Origin of the sequence: Actinacidiphila rubida (genome assembly GCF_900110255.1) — a bacterium.
GTDB classification, from domain to species: domain Bacteria; phylum Actinomycetota; class Actinomycetes; order Streptomycetales; family Streptomycetaceae; genus Actinacidiphila; species Actinacidiphila rubida.
The window spans coordinates 1-14679 of record NZ_FODD01000011.1 but is presented as its reverse complement, the minus strand read 5'-3'; the positions used below and the strand labels follow the sequence as shown (position 1 = coordinate 14679).

Below are 14679 nucleotides of genomic sequence, written 5' to 3'. Positions count from 1 at the left end.
CACCACAGGACGCACCATGGAATCACCGACATTGGCCGCATGGGTCGGCGACATCGAGAGCTTCGCCGGCGGGCAGTGGCAGCACAAGCCCGCCGTGTTCACCCCGGGCAGCCTCAGCTCGCCGTTCGGCCTCGACGCGCTGGACGCCGCCTTCGACTCGGGGCTGCTGCGCACGCCCTACCTGGAGATGGTCCGTTCCCAGAAGGTCGTCGTCCCGCCCGACGCGTACACCGTGTCCCGCGTCGTCGGCGGCACCGCGCACCCCGGCTTCGCCGACCGGACGAAGGTCGTCTCCCTCCTGCGCGGCGGGGCGACCCTGCTCCTGCGGTACGTCGACCAGTGGCACGCTCCCACGGCCGACCTGACGGCGCGACTGTCCGCCGAACTCGGCCGCCGGGTCGAGGCGTTCTTCTTCCTCACGCCCGCCGGCGGCCAGGGACTCGCGGTCCACCGCGACGACGCGGACGTGTTCGTCCTCCAGGTCGCGGGCCGGAAGACCTGGTACGTGCACGACGCCCCGTCGGCCGCGGACTGGTCGCCCGGGGAACTGCCGGACGACGAGCACTCCCCGCGGCTCCTGCACGGCGTCCTGGAACCCGGCAGCGTGCTGTACGTGCCCCGGGGCTTCGCGCACCGCGCGGTCGGCGCCGCCGGGCTGTCCGCCCACCTGTCGCTGACGATCCGCGACGTCGGGCTGGACGACCTGCGGTCCGCCCTCGGACAGCTGCTGGCCGAAGGGCTGGAGCTGCCCGCCCGCCCGCTCGGCGAGGCCGCGATCGACGACGTCTGCGCCACGCTGCTCGGCCACGTCCGCGCGAGACTCGGCACGATCGAGCCGGCCGACCTGCGGCGCGCCGCGAGGGCCGGCCAGGCGCGACGGCCCGCCACGCCCGCCCACGCCGAGACGTTCGCCGAGACGGCCAGGGCGTGGGAGACCCACGGGTCCGGCGACGGACGGTCCGCGCGGGGGCCCGCCGGCCACACCTGGCGCAGGCTGCTGGACACCGCGCGCACCTCCCGCTGAGGACCGCCCCACACGCCCCGCCACCGGGTCCGGCCGCCCTCCGGGCGCCGGCCCTGCGCATCCGCCACCCCGAGCACGGAGCCGCCATGCCCACCCGCCTCGTCGCGCTGACCGACCCCGTCGCCGGTCCCGCGGGCCACCGCCTCGCCTGGCTCGCGTCCGACACCACCGGCCTGCCCGTCGGATCGGCGTTCCTCTTCGTCTTCACCCGGAGCGGGCAGGAGCACCTCGCGGGACTCGACCTGCACGTGCACCCGGCCGAGGCCCGCGGGGACGCCGGCCCGCGCCTCCTGGACGCGGCGCTGGCGGCCGCGCGCGAGCACGACCGCCGCCGCGTCGTCGCGCACGCGGTGGCCGGCTCACCGGCCGAACGCTTCCTGGCGGCACGGGACTTCCACCCGGTGCTGACCCTCGTGGCCGCCCGGCTTCCCCTGGCCGGCACGGACGCGGCGGCGCTGACCGGGATCATCGACGCGCCGCACCCCGGATACCGCCTCGCCTCCTGGGACGGCATGGTCCCGGACGCGCTCGCCGGCGGCTTCGTCGCCGCGCGCCGCGCCATGGACGACACCCCCTCCGGCGGCGTCGACTTCCGCGCGGTCCCCTGGGACCTGGACCGCCTGCGGGCCGCTGTGGCCGCCGTCGGCCGGCAGGGCGACCGGCTGCACACCGTCGCCGCCGTCAGCGAGGAGGACGGCACGATCGCCGGATACACCGAACTGGCCCTGCCGGGCGACGGCCGGGGCGACGCCCGGCACCACGGCACCGCCGTCCTCCTCGGCCACCGCGGGCGCGGCCTCGGCCTGTGGATGAAGGCCGCGTCCGTCCGGCACGCCCGCGAGCACCATCCGCTCCTCGACGGCCTGCTGACGGACACGGCCGACACCAACGCCCCCATCCGGCGGATCAACGATGCGCTCGGCTACCGGCCCGCGCACACCACCCGCCAGTACCAGCGCGACCTGTGACCGTGACCCGCCCCGCCGGACCTGCCGTTGCCCTGCCCCGCCCGGCCCGCCGGCCCCGTCCCGCGCCCGGCGCGGCTACCCGTGCCAGGAACGCCACAGGGCCGCGTAGGCGCCGTCCGCGGCGACCAGTTGGTGGTGGCTGCCCAGTTCGCTGATGCGCCCGTCCTCGACCACCGCGATGACGTCCGCGTCGTGCGCGGTGTGCAGGCGGTGCGCGATCGCGACGACCGTGCGGCCGTCCAGGACGCGTGACAGGGAGCGCTCCAGGTGGCGGGCCGCCCGCGGGTCGAGCAGCGACGTCGCCTCGTCCAGGACCAGGGTGTGCGGGTCGGCCAGCACCAGGCGGGCCAGCGCGAGCTGCTGCGCCTGGGCCGGCGTCAGCACCGAACCCCCGGAGCCGACCTCGGTGTCGAGCCCGCCGTCCAGCGCCCGCGCCCAGCCGTCCGCGTCGACCGCGGCCAGCGCCTCCCACAGCTCGTCGTCGCCCGCGGTGGCCCGCGCCAGCCGCAGGTTGTCGCGCAGCGAGCCGACGAACACGTGGTGCTCCTGGTTGACCAGCGCCACATGGGAGCGGACGTGCTCGGCGGGCATCCGGGCCAGCTCCGCTCCGCCGAGGGTGACCTCGCCGGTCCGCGGGGCGTAGATGCCGGCGAGCAGCCGCCCGAGCGTGGACTTGCCCGCGCCCGACGGCCCGACCAGGGCCAGCCGGGTGCCCGGCGCGACGCTGAGCGTCACGTCGTGGAGCACGTCGGAGCCCGCCCGGTAGCCGAACCGCACGTTGTCCGCGGCCACTTCGCGGCCGTCCGGCGCGATCGAGGCGTCGCCGTCGTCCTCGGCGACCTCGCGCACCCCGACCAGCCGGGCCAGCGACACCTGGGCCACCTGCAACTCGTCGTACCAGCGCAGGATCAGGTTCACCGGGTCGACGAGCATCTGCGCGTACAGGGCGCCGGTGGTCAACTCGCCCGCGGTCACCCAGCCGTTGAGGGCGAACGCGCCGCCGATCATCAGCACCGCCGTGAGGATCACCGTGTGGGTCAGGTTGATCACCGGGAACAGCACGCTCCGCAGCCACATCGTGTAGCGCTCCCACGCCACCCACTGGCCGATGCGCAGCCGCGACAGGTCCTCGCGGCGGGCGCCCAGCCCGTGGGCCTCGATGGTGCGGCCCGCGTCCACGGACTCGGCGAGCACCGCGGCCACCGCCGCGTAGCCGGCGGCCTCCGAGCGGTACGCCTGCGGGGCGCGCCGGAAGTACCAGCGGCAGCCCGCCACCAGCAGCGGCACCGCGACCAGCACCGACAGCGCGAGCGGCGGCGAGGTGAGGGTCAGCGCGCCCAGCAGCAGCGTCGCCCACACCACGGCGATCACCAGTTGCGGCACGGCCTCGCGCATCGCGTTCGACAGCCGGTCCACGTCGGTGGTGATCCGGGACAGCAGGTCGCCGGTGCCGGCGCGCTCCAGCACGCCGGGCGGCAGTGCCACCGAGCGCACCAGGAAGTCCTCGCGCAGGTCGGCGAGCATCCGCTCGCCCAGCACGGCGCCGCGCAGCTGCTCCAGCCGCACGAACACCGCCTGCACGACCAGTGCCGCCAGGAACAGCCAGACGACGGGGGCCAGATGGATGTGGCGGTGCCCGGTCGACAGGTCCTGGACCATGCCGCCCAGCAGGTAGGGGCCGACCATCGACGCCACCACGGCGACGGTGTTCGCGCCCATCAGCAGGGCGAAGTCGCGCCGGTGCCGCCGGACCAGGTCGCGCACGTAGGCGCGGACGGTGGCCGGCGACCCCACCGGCAGGGTGGTGCTCTGCTGCGGTGCGGCCGGGTCGTACTCCGGCGGTCGCACGCCGATCATGCGGACTCCTTCTGGGTCGATCCGGACTGCGGCGGCACGTGTTCGCCGGCCGGCGCGCCGTCCCGGTCCTCGGCCGAGGCGTGGCCGTCGTTCCCTTCCCCGGCCCTGGCCCCGGCTGCGGCTCCGGCCCCGGCCCCGGCTCCGTCCCCGTCGTCGGTGTCGCGGGTCACCACGGCCCGGTAGCGGGGGTCGGTCCGCAGCAGGTCGAGATGGCGGCCGCTGGCCGCGGCCCTGCCGCCGTCGACGAACACCACGAGGTCGGCGCGGTCCAGCACCAGCGGGCTGGAGGTGAGGACGACCGTCGTCCGGCCGGCCCTGATCTCGTGCAGGCCGCGCGCGATCCGCGCCTCGGTGTGCGCGTCGACCGCCGACGTCGGCTCGTCGAGGACCAGCACCTCGGGGTCGGTGACCAGGGAGCGGGCCAGTGCCAGCCGCTGCCGCTGCCCGCCGGACAGGGAACGGCCGCGCTCGGTGATCCGCGCCCGCATCGGGTCGCCGGACTCCGCGTCAGGGCCCACGAGCGACTGCACCAGCGCGTCGAGCACGTCCTGGCACTGGGCGGCCGCCAGCGCCTCGGCCGGCGCGACCCGGCCCGACGAGGGCACGTCCAGCAGCTCTGCCAGGGTGCCGGACAGCAGCACCGGGTCCTTGTCCTGGACCAGCACGGCGGACCTGGCGACGGCCAGCGGCAGCGCGTCGAGCGCCCAGCCGCCCAGTTCGGCCGACACCTCGCCGCCCACGGCCTGCGGGCTGTGCCCGCCGAGACGGTCGGCGAGCACGCCCGCGGCGTCCGGGTCCCCGCACACCACGGCCGTCAGCAGCCCGGCCTGCACCCTCAACCCCGTGGCCGGGTCGTGGAGTTCGCCGGACAGCGGGCCGGTACCGGCGGCGTCCGGGCCGCCGGGCACGGTGTCCGCCACGGTCCGCCGCAGGCCCAGCACCCGCGCCGCCCGCTTCGCGGAGGGCCGCGAGAACGACCAGGCCATCGCGATCTCCTGGAAGTTGCGCAGCGGCAGCATCAGGAACCCCACCGCGCCGTAGACGGTGACCAGTTCACCCACCGAGATGCGGCCGTCGAGCGCGAGCCGCACCCCGTACCAGGCCACGCCGACCAGGAGCAGGCCCGGGAGCGCGACCTGCACGGCGGAGATCAGCGCCCACATCCGGGCGCTGTGCACGGCGGCGGTCCGCACCTCCTGGGAGGCGCTGCGGTAGCGGTCGAGGAACAGCTCCTCGCCGCCGATGCCGCGCAGCACCCGCAGCCCGGCCACGGTGTCGGAGGCCAGTTCGGTCGCCTTGCCGGCCTTCTCCCGCTGCAGGTCGGCGCGCCGCGTCGCCGACGGCAGCAGCGGCAGCACCGCCAGGGCCAGCACCGGCACCGCGGCCGCCACGAGCAGCCCGAGCCGGGGCTCGTAGAAGAGCAGCGCGACCGCGAGGCCGACGGTCGCCAGCAGGGCGGAGGTGAAGCGGGCGAGCGCCTCCACGAACCAGCCGATCTTCTCGACGTCGCCGGTGCTGACCGCCACCACCTCGCCGGCCGCGACCCGCCGGGTGAGCACGGCGCCCAGCTCGACGGTCTTGCGGGCGAGCAGCTGCTGCACGCGTGCGGCGGCGCTGATCCAGTTGGTGACGGCCGTGCGGTGCAGCATCGTGTCGCCCAGCGCGGTGAGGACGCCGAGCAGCAGCATCAGGGCGCCGGCGAGGGCCAGCCGCGACCCCGAGCCGTCGATGACGGCCTGGACGGCCATGCCGACGGCGGCCGGGAAACAGGCCACGGCCGCGAGGTGGAGGGTGCCCCACGCGGCGGCGACCGCCTGCCCGCGCCACTGGCGGATCTCCATCCAGAGCAGGAAGCGGAACCCTGAGCGCACGTCGGGCACACCCGGGTCGGGGAACGGAAGACTGCGGAGGGACGGCATGGGGTCCTGGAATCTGAGCGGGGGAGCGGGCACGGGGAGCCGTGCCGCGGGGATGAGGCAGGCGAATCGGGATCATCCGTGCAGTACGCGCATATACGGATGAACCCTGCCGGGAGTGGTCAGGAGCCGTGCAAGGTTCGCGCGTCGAGCACAGGGGGTCAACAGGTTTTCCGGTGTCCCGGTCAGGAACGCGCCACCTCACGCGGTACGTTCGTGTGACGGAAGGGACGGTCCGGGATCGTGACCGGGATCGGGATCGGGATCGGGACCGGGTCCGGTGACGGACCGCGGGACGGTCCGGGCGCCGGGATCGCGAACGGGGATCGGGAACGTGGGAGGGGTACGGATGCGGCGAACGGTCGGCACCGCGCGGACGGCGGTGTTCGCGGCCGCGGCGGCGTGCGCGCTGCTGGTGAGCGGTTGCGGTGGCTCGGGCCGGGCGGCCGGTGACCCCGCCGCGTCCCAGGCCGGGAAGGCGCCGAGCCCGCACACGACTCCCACCGACACCCGCACCCTGCCGGGGGTGGGTCCCCGGCTGACCGCCGAGGTCCCGGCCTCGGCGCGGCAGGCGCTGGTCGTGTACGGCGCGAGCCCGACCACGTCGAAGTCGAGCGTGACGCTCTTCACCCGCAGCGGCGGCGTCTGGCACCGCGGTCCCAGCTGGGCGTCGCACAACGCGATCCACGGCTGGACCCTCCAGCACCACGAGGGCGACCTCAGGAGCCCGGTCGGCGTGTTCTCCCTGCACGACGCCGGCGGCCTGCTGCCCGACCCCGGCTCGCGGCTGCCGTACCACCGGTCGACCGCGTTCACCACGCCGTCGTCCTGGCCGGCGAGCTACCACCACGACTTCGACTACGTGATCGCGATCGACTACAACCGGGTGGTCGGCACCTCGCCGAGCGACCCCACCCGCCCGCAGGGCCAGTCCCGGGGTGGCGGGATCTGGATCCACCTGGACCACGGCCAGGGAACGTCGGCCTGCGTGACCGTGTCCAAGGACGCCCTCCGGTACCTGCTGCACACCCTGCAGCCGTCCGCCCACCCCGTGGTCGTCATGGGCGACACCGCGGATCTCGCGAGCTGACGGGACGTCACCCGCCGTGCCCTGGGCGGCGGGTGGAAGAAAGGACTTTCAGCAAGAGACGGAAAGTTCCTTCGCCGACGTATTGACGCGTACGCGTCCACGGCGGGAAGCTCCTCGGCGGAGCCCGAGGGACCGGGCTCCCTTCCCCCACCCGGCGGCCAGGCGCGTGGCTGCCTTCGAGGGCAGCACGCTGCCCGCTTCCCGAAGGAGCCGCCCATGAGATCCCGCGTCCTCAACGGCGCCCTCGCCGCGGTCGTCGCCGCGGCCGGCCTGATCGCCGTCTCGGCCACGCACCCGGCGCAGGCCGCCCCGCCCGGCACCAAGGACGTCACCGCGACGCTCTTCGAGTGGTCCTTCGCCTCGGTCGCCCAGGCGTGCACCAGCACCCTCGGCCCCGACGGCTACGGCTACGTCGAGGTGTCGCCTCCCGAGGAGCACATCCAGGGCTCCCAGTGGTGGACGTCGTACCAGCCGGTCAGCTACAAGATCGCCGGCCGGCTCGGCGACGCCACGGCGTACCAGAACATGGTGAACACCTGCCACGCCGCGGGCGTCAAGGTCATCGCCGACGCCGTGATCAACCACATGTCCGCGGGCTCCGGCACCGGTACCGGCGGCAGCAGCTACACCAAGTACGACTACCCCGGCTACTACCAGGACCAGGACTTCCACTCCTGCCGGACGAACATCACCGACTACACCAACCGCGACAACGTGCAGAACTGCGAGCTGAGCGGTCTCGCGGACCTGAACACCGGCAGCGACTACGTGCGGAGCACGATCGCCGGCTACCTCAACCACCTCATCGCCCTGGGCACCGACGGCTTCCGCATCGACGCCGCCAAGCACATCGCCGCGTCCGACCTGTCCGCGATCAAGGCCAAGCTCACCAACCCGGGGGTCTTCTGGGCGCAGGAGGTCATCTACGGCGCAGGTGAGGCCGTCCAGCCGGGCGAGTACACCGGCACCGGAGACGTCGACCTGTTCCAGGGCGCGTACGACCTCAAGCGGATCTTCTCCAGCGAGAAACTCGCCTACCTGAACAACTGGGGGGCCTCCTGGGGTGCGGGCTACCTGCCCAGCGCCAACGCCCGTACCTTCGTGGACAACTGGGACACCGAACGGAACGGCTCCACCCTCAACTACACGTACGGCAACACCTACACCCTGGCCAACGTCTACCTGCTGGCCTGGCCCTACGGCTCGCCGAACGTCTACTCCGGCTACGAGTTCTCGGACACCGACGCCGGCCCGCCCAACGGCGGCACCGTCAACGCCTGCTACAGCGACGGCTGGAAGTGCCAGCACGCCTGGCCGCAGATCGCCGGCATGGTCGGCTTCCACAACGCCGTGGCCGGCACCGCCGTGACGAACTGGTGGGACAACGGCAACAACGCCATCGCGTTCGGCCGCGGCAGCAAGGGCTACGTGGCGATCAACCACGAGAGCGGCGCGATCACCCAGACCTTCGCCACCTCGCTGCCCGCCGGCACCTACTGCGACGTGCAGCACGCCGGCGCCACCTACAGCGTCGGCTCCGACGGCCGGTTCACGGCCACCGTCGGCGCGGGCGACGCCGTCGCCCTCTACGCCGGCGCTCCCTGCTCCGGCACGTCGTCCAGCGGCGGCACCGGCACTCCCGACCCGTCGGCCGGCGCCTCCTTCGCGGTCAACGCCACGACCGTCGTCGGGCAGAACATCTTCGTGGCCGGGGACGCCGCCGCGCTCGGCGGCTGGGACACCTCCAAGGCGGTTCCGCTGTCCTCGGCGAGCTACCCGGTGTGGAAGGCCGACGTGACGATCCCGGCCGGAACGGCGATTCAGTACAAGTACATCCGGAAGGACTCCAGTGGTGCCGTCACCTGGGAATCAGGGGCAAACCGGACGGCTACCGTACCCGTTTCGGGCAAGATCGTCCTGAACGACGCATGGCGTAACTGAGGTGAATCAGCACAACGCGTGAGGCGGGGAACGCGGATTGGCCCCTCTGTGGCGAAGTTGGCATGCTGGTGCCCGCCCAAAGAATCTTGACCACAGAGGGGACCCCCACCCATGAAGGGCTTCAGGGCATTTCTGCTCCGCGGCAACGTCGTCGACCTCGCCGTCGGCATCGTCATCGGCGCGGCCTTCACCACGCTGGTCACCGCCTTCGTCAAGGCGTTCCTGACGCCCGTCGTCGGCCTCGCCAGCGGTGCCACCGGCAACTTCAGCGCCAAGACGTTCCGTGCGTCCGGGGTGACCTTCCCGTACGGGTTGTTCATCGACGCGGTGATCAGCTTCGTGATCGTCGCCGCGGTGATCTACTTCCTCGTCGTCATGCCGATGAACAAGATGCAGGAGCGGTTCTTCCCCAAGGCCGCGAACGCCTCGGTACGCGAGTGCCCGGAGTGCCTGACCGCGATCCCGGCCGCCGCCAGGCGCTGCAGCGCCTGCACCGTGCAGCTCTCCCCGACGGTCGTCGCCCAGGGCGGCCCCGCGGACGAGGGTGCCAGGCTCACCAAGTAGCACCCCGCGGCACGGGGAGCCGTCGACCCGCGGGCGTCAGCCACGGGCCGGGTGCGGCTCCTCCTCGTCGAGTACGGCCAGCAGCGCGGTGAGCGCCGCCCGCTGGCCGTCGTCGAGCGGCGCCAGCAGGTCGGCCGCCGCGGTGCGGCGGGCCTGCCGCAGCTCCATCAGCACCCGGGCGCCCTCGTCCCGCAGCTCGATGCGGATCACGCGGCGGTTGTGCGGATCGGGTACCCGGCGTACCAGGCCGCCCGCCTCCAGCGCGTCCACCAGCGTCGTCACCGCGCGCGGCACCACCTCCAGGCGCTGCGCGACGTCAGCCATCCGCGGGGGCTCCGAGCAGTGCGACAGCACCCGCAGCAGCCGGGACTGCGCGGGCGTCACGCCGATCGGCTCCATCAGCCGCCGCTGGGCCCGGTGCAGCCGCCGGCTCAGCCCGAGCAGCTGGTCGGCGAGCCGGCCCGTCAGCTCGTCGGGACGCTCCGTGACCTGCGCGGCTGCCTCGTCGGGGGCGGGCGCGACATCGAGCGGAACGGTGCGGGACTCCATGGTCCGAGGGTATCAGGATCAGCATTCATTGTGAGTATAGGTAACAATGAACTACACTCCCAATGTCCTGACCCCGCCGTGCCCCGACCCCGGCGCGCGGCAGGGACCCCGAAACCCGCAAGGAGTCCTTTGCGCCCCGAAAACGATCTCGTCTCCCGGTGGACGCCACCGAAGAAGAAGAAACCGGCCACCCCCAACGACGTCCGCCGCATCACGCGGCTGTTCCGCCCCTACCGCGGCCGGCTCGCCGTCGTCGGCGTGCTCGTCGCCCTGTCCTCCCTGGTCTCGGTCGCCTCGCCCTTCATGCTGCGCGCGATCCTCGACACCGCCATCCCCCAGGGCCGCACCGGGCTGCTCAGCCTGCTCGCCCTCGGCATGATCGCCACCGCCGTCGCGAACGGCGTCTTCGGCGTCCTGCAGACCCTGATCTCCACCACGGTGGGTCAGCGCGTCATGCACGACCTGCGGACCGCCGTCTACGAGCGGCTGCAACGCATGTCCCTGGCCTTCTTCACCAGGACCCGCACCGGTGAGGTCCAGTCCAGGATCGCCAACGACATCGGCGGCATGCAGGCCACCGTCACGTCCACCGCGACCTCGCTGGTCTCCAACGCCACCGCGGTCATCGCCTCCGTCGTCGCCATGCTCGCCCTCGACTGGCGGCTCACCGTGGTCTCCCTGCTGCTACTCCCGGTCTTCGTGTGGGTGGCCCGCAAGGTCGGCCGCGAGCGCAAGAAGATCACCAGCGAGCGGCAGAAGCAGATGGCCGCGATGTCCGCGATCGTCACCGAGTCCCTCTCGGTCAGCGGCATCCTGCTCGGCCGCACCATGGGCCGCGGCGAGTCCCTGGCCCGCGGCTTCTCCGACGAGTCCGAGCGCCTGGTCGACCTGGAGGTCCGCTCCAACATGCAGGGCCGCTGGCGGATGGCCGTGATCGGCATCGTCATGTCGGCGATGCCCGCGCTGCTCTACTGGGCGGCCGGCCTGACCACCGGGCACGACGGCCCGGCGATCTCCATCGGCACCCTCGTCGCCTTCGTCTCGCTCCAGCAGGGCATGTTCCGGCCCACCGTCTCGCTGCTGGCCACCGGCGTGCAGGTGCAGACCTCGCTCGCGCTGTTCCAGCGCATCTTCGAGTACCTCGACCTGCCCGTGGACATCACCGAGAAGCCGGACGCCGTGCGGCTCGACCACGTCCGCGGCGACGTCCGCTTCGAGAACGTCGACTTCTCCTACGACGAGGAGGGCGGCGCCCCGACCCTGCGCGCCGTCGACCTCGACGTGCCCGCCGGCACCAGCCTCGCCGTCGTCGGCGCGACCGGCGCGGGCAAGAGCACGCTCAGCTACCTGGTCCCGCGGCTCTACGACGTGACCGGCGGCCGCGTGACGCTGGACGGCACCGACGTCCGCGACCTCACCTTCGACACCCTGGCCTCCGCGGTCGGCGTGGTCTCCCAGGAGACCTACCTGTTCCACGCCTCGGTCGCCGAGAACCTGCGCTTCGCCAAGCCGGACGCCACCGACGAGGAGATCCGCGCCGCCGCGGAGGCCGCGCAGATCCACGACCACATCGCGTCCCTGCCGGACGGCTACGACACCCTCGTCGGCGAGCGCGGCTACCGCTTCTCCGGCGGTGAGAAGCAGCGGCTGGCCATCGCCCGCACGATCCTGCGCGACCCGCCCGTCCTCATCCTCGACGAGGCAACCAGTGCGCTCGACACGCGCACCGAGGCCGCGGTCCAGGACGCCATCGACGCCCTGTCCGAGGGACGCACGACCCTCACCATCGCGCACCGGCTGTCGACCATCCGCGACGCCGACCAGATCGCCGTCCTCGACGCGGGCCGTGTCGTGGAACGCGGCACCCACGACGAACTCGTCGCGCTCGACGGCCGGTACGCCGCCCTGGTCCGCCGCGACAGCCGGCTCACCAGCACCGCGACCACGTAGCGGAGGCCCGCGTCCGGGACCGTGAGGGATGCGCCCCGCCCGCTTCTTACCGGCCAGTAGGGTTGGGGCATCGGCGGGAGCCGCCCGCCCGCCCCTGGAGGTCCCGGTGCCCGCACGATCCGCCCGCCTGCTCGCAGGACTCCTCGCCACCGCCGGCACGGCCCACTTCCTGGCACCGCGGCCCTTCGACGCGACCGTGCCCCGATCGCTGCCCGGGCACCCCCGCACCTGGACCAGAGCCAGCGGCGTCGCCGAACTCGCCCTCGCCGCGGCCGTGGCGCTCCCCGCCACGCGCCGCAAGGGCGCGCTGCTCACCGCGGGCTTCTTCGTCGCCGTCTTCCCCGCCAACGTCAAGATGGCGTACGACTGGCGCCACCGCCCCACTCCGCTCAGGGCGGCCGCCTACGGCCGGCTGCCCGTCCAGGTGCCGCTCGTGCTCTGGGCGTTGAAGGTCAGCCGCTCGGCGGTGACGAACTCACCAGGATGACGTCGAGGGTGCGCGGGCCGTGGACGCCTTCGACGCGGTCGAGTTCGATGTCGCTGGTGGCGGAGGGGCCGGAGATCCAGGTCATGGGGCGCCGCGGGTCGAGCCTGGGCAGTGCCCGGGGCAGTGAGGTGACGACCTGCTCCGGCGCTTCGACGACGCAGATGTGGTGGTCGGGGACGAGGCTGAGGATGCGCCGGCCCTGGCCGGGTCCCGCGTCGAGGACGACGGTGCCGGTCTCCGCGACGGCCAGGGCGCATCCGGTGACGACGCTGTCGACGGTGTCGAGGCGGTGGGCGGTCAGCGTGCCGTCGTCGTGGACCACTTGTGTGCCGGTGACCGCGTCGAGCCAGTGCGGCGGCAGCCCGGGGGGAACGACCGCGGTGGCCGCGCCCCGGTCGGCCAGGAGCCGGGCGATCACGGCCGGGAGGTCGCCGGCGGTGCAGTGGTGGACCCCTGCCCGGTAGTCGGCGAGGTTGTGCGCCAGGAGCGCCAGGACCGACGCGGGGTCGTCGGGAACGTGGCTCTCCTTGTACGTGCGGACGGCCGGGTCGAGCCGTGGTGTGCCGGAAGCGGCGCCGCCCCCGAGGGCGGCCCGGACGCGGCCGAGGACCCGCTCGCGTGACGTGGCGGGGACGGGCGCCTCGTCGGCGGGGGTCATCGCTGGGTGTCCTCTCCCGCGGGCGGCGTGTGGGGTCCCTGTCCGGCAGGGCGTTTCTTCCACCAGGTGCGGAACGGTTGCTGGGGAAGGGCGGGCAGGTCGCGGCTGTTGCTCCACGCCTTCGCCGGTCCCGGGAGGGGGAGTTCGGTGGGGTGGAGCCGGCGGGTGGCGGTGGCGCCCTGCCCTGCCAGCGCGTAGGCGCCGGGGTGGTCGAGCATCCAGGCCGCGGCTTTCATGACCGCGCTTTCCAAGGGGTGGCTGCGCGGTTGGTCGGTGATGCGTTCGCGGAGGTGGATGAGGATGTCGGGGATGTTGATGGCGACGGGGCAGACGTCGTAGCAGGCGCCGCAGAGGGTGGAGGCGTAGGGGAGGGAGGCGTGGAGTGGGGTGGTGGTGCCGTGGAGTTGGGGGGTGAGGATGGCGCCGATGGGGCCGGGGTAGGGGGAGCCGTAGGTGTGGCCGCCGGTGCGTTCGTAGACGGGGCAGACGTTGAGGCAGGCGGAGCAGCGGATGCAGCGGAGGGCTTGGCGTCCGGTGGGGTCGGCGAGGGTGTTGGTGCGGCCGTTGTCGAGGAGGACGAGGTGGAAGTTTTGGGGGCCGTCGTGGGGGGTGGTGCCGGTCCAGGTGGTGGTGTAGGGGTTCATGCGTTCGGCGGTGGAGGAGCGGGGGAGGGTTTGGAGGAAGACTTCGAGGTCTTGCCAGGTGGGGAGGATTTTCTCGATGCCGGCGAGGGTGATGAGGGTGTCGGGCAGGGTCAGGCACATGCGGCCGTTGCCTTCGGATTCCAGGACGACGATGGTGCCGGTTTCGGCGATCATGAAGTTGGCGCCGGAGATGGCGACTTTCGCGCGGAGGAATTTTTCGCGGAGGTGGAGGCGGGCGGCTTCGGCGAGGTCGGCGGGGGTGTCGGTGAGGTTGTCGGGGGCGGGTCGGCCCCAGTGGTGCATGTGGTGGGTGAAGATGTCGCGGATCTGGGCCCGGTTCTTGTGGATGGCGGGGACCAGGATGTGGGAGGGCAGGTCGTCGTCGAGTTGGACGATGAGTTCGGCGAGGTCGGTTTCGACGGCGGTGATGCCGGCTTGTTCCAGGGCGTGGTTGAGGCCGATTTCCTGGGTGGCCATGGATTTGACTTTGACGACTTCGGTGTGGCCGGTGGCGTGGACGAGGTCGGTGATGATGCGGTTGGCGTCGTCGGCGTCGGTGGCCCAGTGGACGGTTCCGCCGGCGGTGGTGACGGCTGCTTCGAGTTGCAGGAGGTAGGTGTCCAGGTGGGCCAGGGTGTGGTCTTTGATCTGTTTTCCGGCTTCGCGCAGGTCGTTCCAGTCGTCGAGTTCGGCGACGGCGGTGGCGCGTTTGGTGCGGATGGTGTGGGTGGCGTGGGTGAGGTTGGCGCGTAGTCGGGTGTCGGCGAGTGCGGCTTTCGCGGCTTGGGGGAAGGCGGGCATGCCCATGAAGGTTCCACCGCTCATGTCCAGGGCTCCTGTTCGGTGGCGGCGAGGATTTCGGCGAGGTGGACCGGTCGTTGGGGGGAGCCTTGGCGGGTGAGCAGGCCGGACAGGTGCATCAGGCAGGAGTTGTCGGCGGCGCACAGGATGTCGGCGCCGGTGGACTGGGCGTGGTGGATCTTGTCGGTGCCCATGGCGGTGGACACGTCGGGGTTCTTGAGGGCGAAGGT

Annotated in this window: 13 protein-coding genes; 7 read left to right on the top strand and 6 right to left on the bottom strand. The window is 72.9% G+C overall.

The window, feature by feature from the left end; translation table 11 throughout:
* Positions 1-16 precede the first annotated feature (16 nt).
* Both BMW99_RS12925 and BMW99_RS12920 read left to right on the top strand, forming a co-directional pair.
* Positions 17-1024 (top strand): JmjC domain-containing protein, encoded by a 1008-nt coding sequence (locus tag BMW99_RS12925; RefSeq protein WP_079176033.1) that lies wholly within the window; start codon positions 17-19, stop codon positions 1022-1024.
* A gap of 86 nt (positions 1025-1110) precedes the next feature.
* A complete protein-coding gene (locus BMW99_RS12920) occupies positions 1111-1992 on the top strand; it encodes a GNAT family N-acetyltransferase (RefSeq protein ID WP_075016829.1) in 882 nt (293 codons plus the stop codon).
* A 75-nt stretch (positions 1993-2067) separates the two neighbouring features.
* Here BMW99_RS12920 and BMW99_RS12915 read toward each other — a convergent pair whose 3' ends face one another.
* Together BMW99_RS12915 and BMW99_RS12910 are read right to left on the bottom strand one after the other, a co-directional pair.
* Positions 2068-3849: an ABC transporter ATP-binding protein gene (locus BMW99_RS12915; protein WP_075016828.1), complete on the bottom strand. Its 1782-nt coding sequence runs from the start codon at positions 3847-3849 to the stop codon at positions 2068-2070.
* A complete protein-coding gene (locus tag BMW99_RS12910; protein ID WP_079176032.1) occupies positions 3846-5768 on the bottom strand; it encodes an ABC transporter transmembrane domain-containing protein in 1923 nt (640 codons plus the stop codon). The genes BMW99_RS12915 and BMW99_RS12910 overlap by 4 nt, the downstream gene beginning before the upstream one ends.
* A 346-nt stretch (positions 5769-6114) precedes the next feature.
* Here BMW99_RS12910 and BMW99_RS12905 point away from each other — a divergent pair, with 346 nt between their 5' ends.
* From BMW99_RS12905 to mscL, 3 genes are all read left to right on the top strand, one after another.
* Positions 6115-6855 carry a hypothetical protein gene (locus BMW99_RS12905; protein ID WP_069464111.1) on the top strand — a complete coding sequence of 247 codons (741 nt, stop codon included), beginning with the start codon at positions 6115-6117 and terminating at the stop codon, positions 6853-6855.
* Between the two features lie 216 nt (positions 6856-7071).
* Positions 7072-8796, top strand: a complete 1725-nt coding sequence (locus BMW99_RS12900; protein WP_069464110.1) for a carbohydrate-binding module family 20 domain-containing protein — start codon at positions 7072-7074, stop codon at positions 8794-8796.
* 111 nt (positions 8797-8907) lie between these two features.
* Positions 8908-9360 carry a large conductance mechanosensitive channel protein MscL gene (mscL, locus tag BMW99_RS12895; RefSeq protein WP_069464109.1) on the top strand — a complete coding sequence of 151 codons (453 nt, stop codon included), beginning with the start codon at positions 8908-8910 and terminating at the stop codon, positions 9358-9360.
* Between the two features lie 36 nt (positions 9361-9396).
* Here mscL and BMW99_RS12890 read toward each other — a convergent pair whose 3' ends face one another.
* Positions 9397-9909 carry a MarR family winged helix-turn-helix transcriptional regulator gene (locus BMW99_RS12890; RefSeq protein ID WP_079138505.1) on the bottom strand — a complete coding sequence of 171 codons (513 nt, stop codon included), beginning with the start codon at positions 9907-9909 and terminating at the stop codon, positions 9397-9399.
* Between the two features lie 129 nt (positions 9910-10038).
* On the opposite strand from BMW99_RS12890, the gene BMW99_RS12885 reads away from it, so the two are divergent.
* Together BMW99_RS12885 and BMW99_RS12880 are read left to right on the top strand one after the other, a co-directional pair.
* A complete protein-coding gene (locus tag BMW99_RS12885) occupies positions 10039-11859 on the top strand; it encodes an ABC transporter ATP-binding protein (protein ID WP_069464108.1) in 1821 nt (606 codons plus the stop codon).
* Positions 11860-11965: 106 nt separating this feature from the next.
* Positions 11966-12346 carry a DoxX family protein gene (locus BMW99_RS12880; protein ID WP_079138504.1) on the top strand — a complete coding sequence of 127 codons (381 nt, stop codon included), beginning with the start codon at positions 11966-11968 and terminating at the stop codon, positions 12344-12346.
* Here BMW99_RS12880 and BMW99_RS12875 read toward each other — a convergent pair.
* The 3 genes from BMW99_RS12875 to BMW99_RS12865 form a co-directional block, all read right to left on the bottom strand.
* On the bottom strand, positions 12312-13004 hold the full coding sequence (locus BMW99_RS12875; protein ID WP_075016827.1) for a LutC/YkgG family protein: 693 nt from the start codon (positions 13002-13004) through the stop codon (positions 12312-12314). The two genes, BMW99_RS12880 and BMW99_RS12875, sit on opposite strands and share 35 nt — an antisense overlap.
* Positions 13001-14473 carry a LutB/LldF family L-lactate oxidation iron-sulfur protein gene (locus BMW99_RS12870; RefSeq protein ID WP_075016826.1) on the bottom strand — a complete coding sequence of 491 codons (1473 nt, stop codon included), beginning with the start codon at positions 14471-14473 and terminating at the stop codon, positions 13001-13003. Before BMW99_RS12870 ends, BMW99_RS12875 begins: the two co-directional genes overlap by 4 nt.
* Positions 14470-14679, bottom strand: a 210-nt coding sequence (locus BMW99_RS12865; protein ID WP_141726127.1) for a heterodisulfide reductase-related iron-sulfur binding cluster, incomplete at its 5' end; no start/stop codon positions are given. The genes BMW99_RS12865 and BMW99_RS12870, both read right to left, overlap by 4 nt.